Below are 12,243 nucleotides of genomic sequence, written 5' to 3' on the forward strand. Positions count from 1 at the left end.
CGATATGAATTCTCTGTTTGCCAGTACGGCGCGTGGGCTCGAAGAGCTGTTGAAAACTGAGCTGGACGCGCTGGGCGCGCAGGATTTGCAGGTGGTGCAGGGCGGCGTCCACTTCCGTGCCGACGATCGCGTAATGTATCAAAGCCTGCTGTGGAGCCGTCTGGCTTCACGTATTTTGCTGCCGCTGGGAGAATTCGGTGTCTGGAGTGACCTCGATCTCTATGTCGGCGCGCAGAGTATCCCCTGGGCTGAGCTGTTTGACAGCGAAACCACCTTTGCCATCCATTTCAGCGGCACCAACGACGTCATCCGCAACAGCCAGTTTGGCGCGCTGCGAATTAAAGATGCGATCGTTGACTGCTTTACCCGTCAGGATCTGCCGCGCCCCAGCGTGGATCGCGAGCAGCCGGGTATTCGCATTAACGCCTGGCTGAATAAAGATCGCGTCAGCATCGCACTGGATCTCAGCGGCACCGCGCTGCATCAGCGCGGCTATCGTCAGCAGACCGGTCAGGCGCCGCTGAAAGAGAATCTGGCGGCTGCCATTGTTATGCGTTCCGGCTGGCAGCCGGAAACGCCGCTGCTGGATCCCATGTGCGGTTCCGGCACGCTACTGATTGAGGCGGCCTTAGTTGCCTGCGATCGCGCGCCGGGTCTGCTGCGCAGCCACTGGGGCTTTAGCCGCTGGAAGCAGCATAACGCAGCGCTGTGGCAGGAGCTGCGCAGCGAAGCGCTGCAGCGCGCGCGGGCTGGCACCGCAGCCGCCCAGGCACGCTTCTTTGGTTATGATAACGATGGCCGCGTGCTGGAGTGGGCGCGCGCTAACGCGCGTCGTGCCGGCGTCTTTGAGCTTTTTACCTTTGCGCAGCAGGATGTGCTGAAGCTGAGTAATCCGCTTGACGATAAAAGCGTGACCGGAACGGTGCTGAGTAACCCGCCTTATGGTGAGCGTCTGGAGAGCGAGCCGGCGCTGATTGCGCTGCACAGCCAGCTGGGCCGCATTATGAAGCAGCAGTTTGGCGGCTGGAATCTGTCGCTGTTCAGCGCCTCACCCGATCTGCTGAGCTGCCTGCAGCTGCGCGCGGAGCGCCAGTTTAAAGCGAAAAATGGCCCGCTGGAGTGCGTGCAGAAAAATTATCAGCTGGCGGCGTCCGGTGCGGCTGGCAGCGCGCAGATTGCGGAAGATTTTGCAAACCGCCTGCGCAAAAACCTGAAGAAGCTGGAGAAATGGGCGCGTCAGTCGGGCATTGAGTGCTATCGCCTCTATGATGCCGATCTGCCGGAATACAATGTCGCAGTGGATCGCTACGCCGACTGGGTGGTGGTGCAGGAATACGCGCCACCAAAAACCATCGACGCGGCCAAAGCGCGCCAGCGGCTGTTTGATGTTATCAGCGCCACGCTCAGCGTGCTGGAGATCCCGGCTAACAGGTTGGTGCTGAAAACCCGCGAGCGGCAAAAGGGCAAAAATCAGTATCAGAAGCTGGGAGAAAAGGGCGAATTCTTTGAAGTGCAGGAGTTCAATGCCCGGCTGCTGGTTAATCTTACTGACTACCTTGATACCGGCCTGTTCCTCGATCACCGTATCGCGCGGCAGATGCTCGGCCAGATGAGTAAAGGTAAAGACTTCCTGAACCTGTTCTCTTACACCGGCAGCGCCAGCGTGCACGCCGGGCTGGGCGGGGCAAAATCCACCACTACGGTTGATATGTCGCGCACCTATCTTGAGTGGGCGGAGCGCAACCTGCGTATTAATGGTCTGACCGGCCGTCAGCATCGCCTGCTGCACGCCGACTGCCTGAGCTGGCTGCGTGAAAGCGACGAGCAGTTTGACCTGATTTTTATCGATCCGCCGACCTTCTCCAACTCCAAGCGTATGGAGGCGGATTTTGATGTGCAGCGCGATCATCTGATGCTGCTGCAAAACCTGAAGCGCATGCTGCGTCGCGGCGGCACCATTATGTTCTCCAACAACAAGCGCGGCTTCAAAATGGATCTGGAGGGCCTGCAACGGCTCGGTCTGCAGGCGCAGGAGATCACGCAAAAAACCCTGTCACAGGACTTTGCCCGTAATCGTCAAATTCACAACTGCTGGCTGGTCAGCCACGCCGGTAAGGAATAATTTATATGTCGTTGATCAGTATCCATGGTGCTTACCTCTCATTCAGTGATGCACCGCTGCTGGATAATACCGAACTGCACATCGAAGAGGGCGAACGCGTCTGTCTGGTGGGCCGTAACGGTGCCGGTAAATCCACATTAATGAAAATCATCAACGGCGAACAGCCGCTGGATGATGGGCGTATCATCTATGAGCAGGACCTGATCGTTTCGCGCCTGCAGCAGGATCCGCCGCGTAACATTACCGGTTCGGTGTATGACTTTGTCGCTGAGGGCGTGGCCGAGCAGGCGGAGCATCTCAAAGCCTATCACGCCATTTCGCACAAAGTGATGGAGGATCCGAGCGAGAAAAACCTCAATGAAATGGGCCGGCTGCAGACGATTCTCGATCACCAGAATCTCTGGCAGCTCGACAGCCGTATCAACGATGTTCTGCAGCAGATTGGCCTGCAGGCTGATACAGAACTCTCTTCGCTCTCCGGCGGCTGGCTGCGTAAAGCGGCCCTGGGCCGGGCGCTGGTCAGTAATCCACGCGTGCTGATGCTGGATGAGCCTACTAACCACCTCGATATTGAAACCATCGACTGGCTGGAAACGTTTCTGAAAACCTTTACCGGCAGCATCGTGTTTATTTCGCATGACCGCTCGTTTATCCGCAATATGGCGACGCGCATTGTCGATCTCGATCGCGGCAAGCTGGTCTCCTGGCCGGGAGATTACGATCAGTTCCTGGTGGGTAAAGAGGAGGCGCTGCGGGTTGAGGAGATGCAGAATGCTGAATTTGACCGCAAACTGGCGCAGGAAGAGGTGTGGATCCGTCAGGGGATCAAGGCGCGTCGTACCCGCAATGAAGGCCGCGTGCGGGCACTGAAAGCGCTGCGTCGTGAACGTTCCGAGCGTCGTGACGTGATGGGCAAAGCCAATATGCAGGTCGGCGAAGCGGCCCGCTCCGGAAAAATTGTCTTTGAGCTGGAGAACGTAAACTACGGCGTGGAAGGCAAAACGCTGGTTAAAGACTTTTCAGCCCAGGTCCAGCGCGGCGATAAGATTGCGCTGATTGGGCCTAACGGCTGCGGAAAAACCACTCTGCTGCGCCTGATGCTGGGGCAGCTGAAAGCGGACAGCGGGCGGGTGCACTGCGGCACCAAGCTTGAAATTGCCTATTTCGATCAGCATCGCGCTGAACTTGATCCGGACCGGACCGTGATGGATAACCTCGCGGAAGGCAAACAGGAAGTTATGGTCAACGGCAAACCCCGTCACGTACTGGGTTACCTGCAGGACTTTCTGTTCCATCCGAAACGCGCCATGACGCCGGTACGCGCGCTGTCGGGCGGAGAGCGCAATCGCCTGCTGCTGGCGCGGCTGTTCCTGAAGCCCAGCAACCTGCTGATCCTCGATGAACCGACCAACGATCTGGACGTTGAAACGCTGGAGCTGCTGGAAGAGCTGGTCGACGGATATCAGGGCACCGTACTGCTGGTCAGCCACGATCGTCAGTTTGTGGATAACACCGTTACCGAATGCTGGATATTTGAAGGCAACGGCGAAGTGGGCGCGTTTGTGGGCGGCTATCATGATGCGCAGCAGCAGCGCGCGGCGTACAAACAGACGCGTGTTGCCCCGACGGTTTCCGCACCGGTGAAAACAGCTGAAAAAAATGAAACCGCCAAACGCAGCGCAGGCAAGCTAAGCTATAACCTGACGCGTGAACTGGAACAGCTGCCGCAAAAGCTGGAGCAGCTGGAAGCGCGGATTGGTGAGCTGCAGGCGCAGATGAGCCATCCCGATTTCTTCAGTCAGCCGCATGAAAAAACGCAGCCGGTGCTGGATACGCTGGCGCAGACGGAGCAGGAGCTGGAAACCGCCTTTGCCCGCTGGGAAGAGCTGGAAGCGCTGAAAAACGGCGCATAACACAGAGGAAAAGGGCATGTGCGCAACGTCGCCGCAGGCGCAGCAGTGGATGCTCTGTCCACAGTGTGATTTAACCGTCAGGCTGCCCGCTGTGCCGGCGGGCAGCCGTGCCCGCTGCCCGCGCTGCCATACGCAGCTGCTGGCTAACTGGCATGAACCGCGCAAGCGTCCAACCGGTTATGCGCTGGCGGCGCTGTTTATGCTGTTGCTGGCCAATCTGTTTCCGTTTATCGATATGCACGTCGCCGGTCTCTCCAGCCACATTACGCTGCCGGAGATCCCGCGCGTCATGGTGCGGGAGGATTACCGCAGCCTGGCTTCCCTGTTTCTGCTGTTTGTACAGGGTATTCCGGCTTTCTGCATGGTGACGATTGTGCTGCTGGTCAACCGGATTGCTCTGCCGCACCCGCTGCGGCGGGGACTGGCGCGTATTCTTTTTCAGCTGCGCAGCTGGGGCATGGCAGAGATCTTTATGGCCGGCGTGCTGGTGAGCTTCGTCAAGCTGATGGCGTATGGCGAGATCGGCTTAGGCAGCAGCTTCTGGCCCTGGTGCCTGTTCTGCCTGCTGCAGCTGCGCGCGTTTCAGTGTGTGGATCGGCGCTGGGTCTGGCAACAAATCGACGCGCTGCCCGCGCTGCCGTTTACGCCGCAGGCGGGAAAAAGTGGTCTGCAGCAGGGGCTGCGCAGCTGCCCCTGCTGTACAGCTATTCTGCCGGCGACGCAGCCGCGCTGCGATCGCTGCGGGGTAGCCGCGGCACCGCGCCGCAGACATAGCCTGCAGTGGACGCTGGCGCTGCTGCTGACTTCCGTTATGCTTTATATCCCGTCTAATATTATGCCGATCATGGTGACTGAGACGCTGGGTTCCCAGTATCCCTCAACGATCATGGGCGGCGTTATCCTGCTGATGAGCGATGGTTCCTGGCCCGTTGCACTGGTGATTTTTATCGCCAGTATTATGGTGCCCTCGCTGAAAATGGTCGCTATTGGCTGGCTCTGCTGGCACGCCAGCGGGCGCGGCCAGCGGGATGGCGAAAAAATGCATCTGATCTACGAAGTGGTGGAGTTTGTTGGTCGCTGGTCGATGATCGATGTGTTTGTTATCGCCGTGCTCTCTGCGCTGGTGCGCATGGGACAGCTGATGAACGTCTATCCCGCACCGGGCGCGCTGCTGTTTGCCCTGGTGGTGATATTGACCATGTTTGCCGCTATTACATTCGATCCGCGTCTGATTTGGGATCGCCAACAGGAAACTGAACGTAAGGAGTCGCGTCTTGACGGACAACAATCACGGGACTGCTAAGGTCGATCAGATCAAACGCTGGTCGCCAGTCTGGATCGTACCCATCGTTACGCTGTTGATCGGCGGGTGGATCCTTTTTTATCACTTCAGCCATCAGGGGCCGCTGGTGACGCTGATCACCGAAAACGCCGAAGGCATCGTGGCGGGTAAAACCACTATCAAAAGCCGCAGTGTGGATGTGGGCACCGTAGAGAGTGCGGTGCTGACTGACGATTTGCATCACGTCGAGATCACAGCCCGTCTGAACGCCGGCATGGAGAAGCTGCTTTATAAAGACAGCGTGTTCTGGGTGGTTAAACCGCAGATTGGACGCGAAGGGATCACCGGTCTTGGCACACTGCTTTCAGGCGCCTATATCGAGCTGCAGCCCGGTGCAAAAGGCGAACAGCCGGAGCATTATCAGCTGCTCGATTCACCGCCGCTGGCGCCGCCGGATGCGAAAGGGGTCCGCATTGTGCTCGACAGCAACAAAGCGGGTCAGCTCAATCCGGGCGATCCGGTGCTGTTCCGCGGTTACCGCGTCGGCACGGTGGAAACCAGCACCTTTGATACTGACAAACGTATGATGACCTATCAGCTGTTTGTCACTGCGCCTTATGACCGGCTGGTGACCACGAATGTGCGTTTCTGGAAAGACAGCGGCATTGCCGTTGATATGTCTGCTTCGGGGATGCGCGTGGAGATGGGTTCACTGACCACGCTGTTTAGCGGCGGCGTCAGCTTTGACGTACCGGATGGCTGGGATCTGGGTGAGGTCGCACAGAACAAAGCGGATTATCATCTGTATGACGATCAGCGCAGCATTCAGGATTCACTCTATACCCGACACACTGATTTCCTGATGTTCTTCAGTGATTCGATTCGCGGCCTGCAGGTGGGTGCACCGGTTGAGTTCCGCGGTATTCGTCTGGGAACCGTCGCGCAGGTGCCTTATATGATCCCGGGTATGGACCAGGCGCTGAACACAGATTATCGCGTGCCGGTGCTGATTCGCATCGAACCCGATCGCTTTACCGCACGACTGGGCAGTGATTTTAATCTGGAGCAGCATCTGCAGGATGGGAAGAAACGTGGCCTGCGCGGCACGCTGAAAACCGGCAACCTGCTCTCCGGCGCGCTGTTTGTCGATCTCGATTTCTACGATAAAGCGCCAGCCTATAAAGGACCGAACAGCGTAGCAGGTCTTGAGGTGATCCCTACCGTCAGCGGTGGTCTCAGCCAGATCCAGCAGAAGCTGATGGCGGCGCTGGATAAGATCAACGCGCTGCCGCTTAATCCGATGATTAATGAGGCGACCGGCACGCTGAAAGAGAGTCAGCGCACGCTGCGTCAGCTGCAGAATACGCTGAATAATCTGAACCAGCTTACCGGCAGTCCGGCAATGAAAACATTGCCTGCTGATATGCAGCAGACGCTGCGTGAACTCAACCGCAGCATGAAAGGGCTGCAGCCGGGATCGCCAGCGTACAATAAACTGGTGGGAGATATGCAGCGGCTTGATCAGGTGCTGCGTGAGCTGCAGCCAGTGCTGAAAACGCTGAATGCGAAAAGCAATGCCCTGGTATTTGAAGCGAAGCCAGGCCAGGATCCGCAGCCAAAGAGGGCGAAACAGTGAAAAAAGCCATCATCGCAGGAGCTATGTTGCTGCTGGCAGGGTGCAGCACAACCATCGACACCACCTACTATCAGCTGCCGGCAGGCAGCAGTACGGTACGCGTCGCCAGCAGCGCGGGCAGCAGCCAGCCGATGCTCTGGGTGGAACATGTGAACGTGCCTGATTATCTGGCAGGCAACGGACTGGTTTATCAGACCAGCGATGTTAAATATGTCATTGCCACCAACAATCTCTGGGCCAGCCCGCTCGATCAGCAGCTGCAGCAGACGCTGATTACTAATCTGAGCCAGGCGCTGCCGGGCCGCGTGGTCGCCGCGTCACCGCATGGAGAGGGCTACGATACGCTTAACGTCAGCGTAAGTGGGTTTCAGGGACGTTACGACGGGCGGGTCGTGGTCAGCGGTGAATGGCTGCTGCAGCATCAGGATCAGCTTATCAAGCGCAGCTTTAGTGTGACGTTGCCGCAAAATGAGGATGGTTATGATGCGCTGGTCCGCACGCTGGCTGCAGGCTGGCAGCAGACCGCACAGCAGATCGCAGACAGTGTGGCTTCGCTAAATTAGGAATTGGTTTAGATAACTGCTAAGTCCCTGATTCTTCGTAGCAACGTTGCACCGGAGATCGGGGGCTTTTTTTTGCCTAATCAGAAACATAGACACTGCTTTGACATTTCTTTATGTCGTTTTAACGGCAAAACCGTGACGCTGGCGTGAATTTTGCGCATTGCTTTTTCTGCGCATTGGGGTTAGAACTTTACTGTGGCTGAACATTAATTCGCCACTCTTTCTTTCCACCAGATTCCACCAGACCTGAAATGAGGGAAACGCGGTATGAAGAGACAGAAGAGAGACCGTTTAGAACGTGCACATTCACGCGGTTATCAGGCCGGCATTACTGGCCGCTCTAAGGAGCTGTGCCCCTATCAACTGATCGATGCGCGGTCTCACTGGCTGGGAGGCTGGCGTCAGGCCATGGAGGACAGGTCGGCGGTGGCGTAGCCCTGCCGGATGTCAGCAAAGGGAAAACCTCCGCCGCGGCGGAGGTTTTGTTAAGCAGGATCAGAACGCAGAGGTATCTTTAAACAGACCGACTTTCAGATCGGTAGCGGTGTAGATCAGATTACCGTCAACAAAGACTTCACCATCTGCAACACCCATCACCAGCTTGCGGTTGATTACGCGCTTGAAGTGAATTTTATAGGTCACTTTTTTCGCTGTTGGCAGCACCTGACCGGTAAACTTCACTTCGCCCACGCCCAGCGCACGGCCTTTGCCTTCCGCGCCTAACCAGCCGAGATAGAAACCAACCAGCTGCCACATGGCATCCAGGCCCAGACAGCCAGGCATAACCGGATCGCCTTTGAAATGGCAATCGAAGAACCAGAGGTCGGGGCGGATATCCAGTTCAGCTTCAACAAAACCTTTGTCGAAGTTACCGCCATCTTCGGTCATTTTGACCACACGGTCCATCATCAACATGTTGTCAGAGGGCAGCGGTGGCCCATTTTCGCCGAACAGTTCGCCGCGACCTGAGGCAACCAGGTCTTCTTTGCTATAGGATTCGCGTTTATCTACCATGTTCTCAATATGCCTTCTTTTAGTGAAGCCCGAATATTAGCGAACAGTTGTACGCCGGGCAATGCCCCTATTTGTGGTTAAACCAGTTAAGCCAGCGTAACGGCCACGGGCGGGGTGCAGATTCCTGCTGGTTAAACTGCGTAATGCGGGTCTGAATCATAGTCAGCAGCGATTCACCGCTCTCGCTCTGCCACGCCACGCCGGTCAGCAGCGGCAGGGCTTCATCGATACGGTCAATTGCCCACAGATGAAACTCTCCTGCTTTCACCGCGTCAACGATCTCCTGACTAAGACTGAGATGACGCACGTTAGAGGCAGGCAGAATGACGCCCTGCTTACCGGTCAGCTCACGCGCCTGGCAGACATGAAAAAAGCCTTCGATTTTTTCGTTGAGGCCACCGACCGGCTGCACATTACCAAACTGATCAACAGAGCCGGTCACCGCAATCTGCTGGCTCAGCGGCTGATTAGCCAGCGCGCTGATTAATGCGCACAGCTCAGCCAGCGAGGCGCTGTCACCATCCACTTCAGAGTAAGATTGCTCAAACACCATCGAAGCGGAGAAGGGCAGCGGCTGATCGAGTTCCAGCTCAGCAATCAGATAGGCCTGCATAATCATCATGCCTTTGGCATGAATATTACCGCCCAGCTCAGCTTTACGCTCCACGTCGTTGAGTTCACCATCGCCTGGGTGCACCACACAGGTAATACGTGACGGCTCACCCCAGGCACGCGGGTGCCCCGGAAACTCAATAACCGACAGGCCATTGATCTGTCCGATAACCTCGCCATCTGTTTCAATCATGATCTGATTTAGCAGGATCTCATCGCGCATGCGTTCAGTAAGGTAGTTTTCCCGCCACTGGCGTGCTTCAAGCGCCTCCGTCAGCGCTTCACCATTAATGATGTCGCCGTGCAGGGCGGCCTCATGCAGCTGTCGCCTCAGCCAGCGCGGACAGAGCGGCAGCGTATCCTGATCGCCGGAAAAACGTACCGCTTCCGTCAGCAGCGGTGGCCAGAAATCAGCCTCCGGTGCATTAAGGTCTGCCCGTGCTGCCTGCGTCAGAACCCACTGACACCAGTTGAGCATATCGCTCTCATCGGCAATCTGCAGGTTCTCTTCAAACTCACTGTAGAGCGCCATTTCGTGCACTTCGGCATCCAGCTCCTGAAAGCTGGCCAGCGCATCGCGATCGCCGCACAGAACCAGGCGGACGCTGAGCGGCAGAGCTGGAATTGTCACCGGCAGGGGCTGTCGCTCATCCTGCGAATACCACTCAAACTGCTGCAGTTCGATACACCGGCGCAGGCGCAGCCAGAGCAGGGGCTGTGCCAGCAGCGTATTGATAGACAGGATCAGCGTGCCGCCGTTGGCGCGATGCAGCAGCCCGGGCTCAGGCATCACGCGATCCTTATACTGACGCACGCAGCCAAACAGCTGCTCTGCTTCGATCCAGTCAGCATAAAACACGCCGCCGCTACTGGTAAAAGGACGGTTGATATCTGAAGGCGGCAGCAGCGTAACGGTGTCGCCCATCACATGATAGTCACCGCCATAGAGCTGCCCGGCATCAGGCTGAAAACGCCGTGCGGCCCCGGCAATCCAGGCGAGATAGTCGCTATTTTCCTGGCTGCGTAACAGTAGCAGCGGAAAACCCGCAGACTGATGGTGTAAATGCGCCAGCGCATTCAGCAAACGCGGCTGAACCGCGGCAAGGCTATCGCTATCTTTCAGTGAAACCGTTGAAAAGAGGGTCTGCCAGGGGGTGCTATCTGGCTGCAGGGCTTGCCACGTAAGTTGGTTGCTGGTCAAAATATTCGCATTAGTCTGATTTAGGAAAAGCGTGATTATACAGGATACAACCGGGTTTATCACGGCGAGTTCCGGTAGTGAATGTGACAGGAGCAACATGTTTTTCGTTGCTGCATCGCGCAAAAAAGCTGTTATTCTTAAGTTGTTACGTGGTCACGGTGGGATTCCGATGAAATACCAGCAGCTTGAAAATCTGGAAAGTGGATGGAAATGGAAATACCTGGTGAAAAAACATCGGGAGGGGGAGCTAATCACCCGCTATCTGGAGCTCAGCGCGGCACAGGCTGCGGTTGACGCGCTGCTTGCGCTGGAAAATACGCCGGTTGAGGTGAACCAGTGGATTGCGCAGCATATTCATCCGGGTCTGGAAAATCGCCTGAAGCAAACCATACGTGCCCGCCGCAAGCGTCACTTCAATGCTGAACACCAGCATACGCGTAAAAAATCTATCGATTTAGAATATCTGGTGTGGCAACGGCTGGCGGGCCTGGCGCAGCGTCGCCACTGCACGCTCTCTGAGACAATTGTACAGCTGATTGAAGATGCCGAACGGAAAGAGAAATATGCCAGTCAGATGTCTACGTTAAAGCAGGATCTGCAGGCCATCTTAGGCAGCGAAGAGAACAAAAAGTAAGCAGATAGCAGAAACAAAAAACCCCGCCGGAGCGGGGTTTTTTTTACGCGATAACTTAAGCCTGTGGCTGAGTTACAACGTCTTTGATGCCTTTCACGTCGATCTCAACGCGACGGTCTGGACCCAGGCAGTCGATCAGGGCATTACGGCCTTTCACGCTGTCACAGGTGTTGCCAGTAACCGGGTTGGATTCGCCCATGCCACGTGCAGAGATTTTGTTAGCCGGGATACCTTTAGATACCAGGTAGTCGACAACAGACTGAGCACGTTTCTCAGACAGTTTCTGGTTGTACTGGTCTGAACCGATGCGATCGGTAAAGCCCAGAACTACAACGGAACCATCTTTAGGATCCATTGAGCTCAGCTGGCTGTACAGCTGATCCAGAGCCTGCTGACCTTCTGGCTTCAGGGTAGATTTGTTGAAGGTGAACAGCACGTCAGATTTCAGAGTGAAACGCTTGGTTTCAACAACCGGAGCTGGTGCCGGAGCTGGTGCAGCGATTGGTGCAGCAGCTTCATCCTGACCGAAGCGGTATGCAACGCCTACGCTCAGCATGCCGTTGTCTGGACGCGCGCCAACGGTACCTGCATCACCAATGTTGTTAACCCACTGGTAATCCAGACGGGTTGCCCAGTTCTTGGTCACTGCGTATTCAACACCCACTGCAGCCAGCGGAGAAACGCCGGTGTCGTGGTCGCTGCGGCGTTCGCCGGTCAGAGTGTTGTTCTGGGTAGAATCTGCACGCCATACCATGCCACCCAGACGGGTGTACACGTCAAGGTCATCAGCAATCGGGTAGCTCAGTTTAGCTGCCAGCTGAACGCCCTGCGCTTTGAATGCGCCGTTGATGTTGTCGCCTTTGTTAGGCATACGGCCCAGCCAGTCATAGCCCAGCTCGAAGCCCAGGTATGGGTTCGCCTGATAGCCCAGGAAAGCACCTGCGCCCAGCTGAGATTCGTGAGTTGGACCGTCGTTGTTCGCGTAACCGTTACCGTAGTAACCAGTATCGTGATACTGAGACCAGCCCAGTTTAGCACCGGTGTACCAGGTGTCATCTTTAGGAGCGGCCTGCGCTACGGTAGCGAAGCCAGCCAGTGCCACTGCAATTGCGATAGCTGTCTTTTTCATTTTGCGCCTCGTTATCATCCAAATAGGCAATGAGCAAAAAGGTTGCTCTTGGTTGTAATCCTTCGCCGGGTCTGAACGCTCGCTTATGACTCTACCGAAAAAACGGAGGTTATTGAGCACCCTGGCGAGCTAAAGTC

The 12,243-nt window shown here is 56.4% G+C and carries 10 protein-coding genes; 7 read left to right on the forward strand and 3 right to left on the reverse strand.

Annotated features, from left to right (window positions below):
- Positions 1 to 4: 4 nt before the first annotated feature.
- The 6 genes from rlmKL (at position 5) to rmf (ending at position 7,951) form a co-directional block, all read left to right on the forward strand.
- Positions 5 to 2,122 (forward strand): bifunctional 23S rRNA (guanine(2069)-N(7))-methyltransferase RlmK/23S rRNA (guanine(2445)-N(2))-methyltransferase RlmL, encoded by a 2,118-nt coding sequence (gene rlmKL, locus C1Y41_RS02500; protein WP_104084741.1) that lies wholly within the window; start codon positions 5 to 7, stop codon positions 2,120 to 2,122.
- Between the two features lie 5 nt (positions 2,123 to 2,127).
- Entirely contained in the window at positions 2,128 to 4,035 is a 1,908-nt protein-coding gene (locus tag C1Y41_RS02505) for an ABC transporter ATP-binding protein (protein WP_039383636.1), read from the forward strand.
- A 16-nt stretch (positions 4,036 to 4,051) separates the two neighbouring features.
- Positions 4,052 to 5,338, forward strand: a complete 1,287-nt coding sequence (gene pqiA / locus C1Y41_RS02510) for a membrane integrity-associated transporter subunit PqiA (protein ID WP_104084742.1) — start codon at positions 4,052 to 4,054, stop codon at positions 5,336 to 5,338.
- Complete coding sequence (gene pqiB, locus C1Y41_RS02515) at positions 5,310 to 6,953, forward strand: intermembrane transport protein PqiB (protein WP_039383639.1); 1,644 nt, start codon at positions 5,310 to 5,312, stop codon at positions 6,951 to 6,953. Before pqiA ends, pqiB begins: the two co-directional genes overlap by 29 nt.
- On the forward strand, positions 6,950 to 7,516 hold the full coding sequence (gene pqiC, locus C1Y41_RS02520; protein ID WP_094111461.1) for a membrane integrity-associated transporter subunit PqiC: 567 nt from the start codon (positions 6,950 to 6,952) through the stop codon (positions 7,514 to 7,516). Before pqiB ends, pqiC begins: the two co-directional genes overlap by 4 nt.
- A 267-nt stretch (positions 7,517 to 7,783) precedes the next feature.
- Positions 7,784 to 7,951, forward strand: coding sequence for a ribosome modulation factor (rmf, locus tag C1Y41_RS02525; protein ID WP_071668711.1), 168 nt, complete (start codon positions 7,784 to 7,786; stop codon positions 7,949 to 7,951).
- Positions 7,952 to 8,011: 60 nt separating this feature from the next.
- Here the strand turns inward: rmf and fabA are convergent, their stop codons facing one another.
- The gene (gene fabA, locus C1Y41_RS02530) at positions 8,012 to 8,530 is read right to left on the reverse strand and encodes a bifunctional 3-hydroxydecanoyl-ACP dehydratase/trans-2-decenoyl-ACP isomerase (protein ID WP_039383641.1); all 519 of its coding nucleotides are present in this window, start codon (positions 8,528 to 8,530) and stop codon (positions 8,012 to 8,014) included.
- Between the two features lie 67 nt (positions 8,531 to 8,597).
- Positions 8,598 to 10,442 carry a Lon protease family protein gene (locus C1Y41_RS02535; RefSeq protein WP_104084743.1) on the reverse strand — a complete coding sequence of 615 codons (1,845 nt, stop codon included), beginning with the start codon at positions 10,440 to 10,442 and terminating at the stop codon, positions 8,598 to 8,600.
- Positions 10,443 to 10,512: 70 nt separating this feature from the next.
- On the opposite strand from C1Y41_RS02535, the gene matP reads away from it, so the two are divergent.
- Positions 10,513 to 10,977 (forward strand): macrodomain Ter protein MatP, encoded by a 465-nt coding sequence (matP, locus tag C1Y41_RS02540; RefSeq protein WP_139074201.1) that lies wholly within the window; start codon positions 10,513 to 10,515, stop codon positions 10,975 to 10,977.
- A 55-nt stretch (positions 10,978 to 11,032) separates the two neighbouring features.
- Here matP and ompA read toward each other — a convergent pair whose 3' ends face one another.
- Complete coding sequence (gene ompA / locus C1Y41_RS02545; RefSeq protein WP_039383647.1) at positions 11,033 to 12,106, reverse strand: porin OmpA; 1,074 nt, start codon at positions 12,104 to 12,106, stop codon at positions 11,033 to 11,035.
- Positions 12,107 to 12,243: the final 137 nt, after the last annotated feature.

The organism is Pantoea sp. ICBG 1758 (assembly GCF_002928325.1).
In the GTDB taxonomy this organism is placed as follows: Bacteria; Pseudomonadota; Gammaproteobacteria; order Enterobacterales; family Enterobacteriaceae; genus Pantoea; species Pantoea eucrina.

Excerpts from the sequence above, each read along its gene's own strand:
- matP (WP_139074201.1), top strand. The coding sequence starts at position 10,513 with ATGAAATACCAGCAGCTTGAAAATCTGGAAAGTGGATGGAAATGGAAA.
- ompA (WP_039383647.1), bottom strand. The coding sequence starts at position 12,106 with ATGAAAAAGACAGCTATCGCAATTGCAGTGGCACTGGCTGGCTTCGCT.
- fabA (WP_039383641.1), bottom strand. The coding sequence starts at position 8,530 with ATGGTAGATAAACGCGAATCCTATAGCAAAGAAGACCTGGTTGCCTCA.
- C1Y41_RS02535 (WP_104084743.1), bottom strand. The coding sequence starts at position 10,442 with ATGTTGCTCCTGTCACATTCACTACCGGAACTCGCCGTGATAAACCCG.
- pqiA (WP_104084742.1), top strand. The coding sequence starts at position 4,052 with ATGTGCGCAACGTCGCCGCAGGCGCAGCAGTGGATGCTCTGTCCACAG.
- C1Y41_RS02505 (WP_039383636.1), top strand. The coding sequence starts at position 2,128 with ATGTCGTTGATCAGTATCCATGGTGCTTACCTCTCATTCAGTGATGCA.
- rlmKL (WP_104084741.1), top strand. The coding sequence starts at position 5 with ATGAATTCTCTGTTTGCCAGTACGGCGCGTGGGCTCGAAGAGCTGTTG.
- rmf (WP_071668711.1), top strand. The coding sequence starts at position 7,784 with ATGAAGAGACAGAAGAGAGACCGTTTAGAACGTGCACATTCACGCGGT.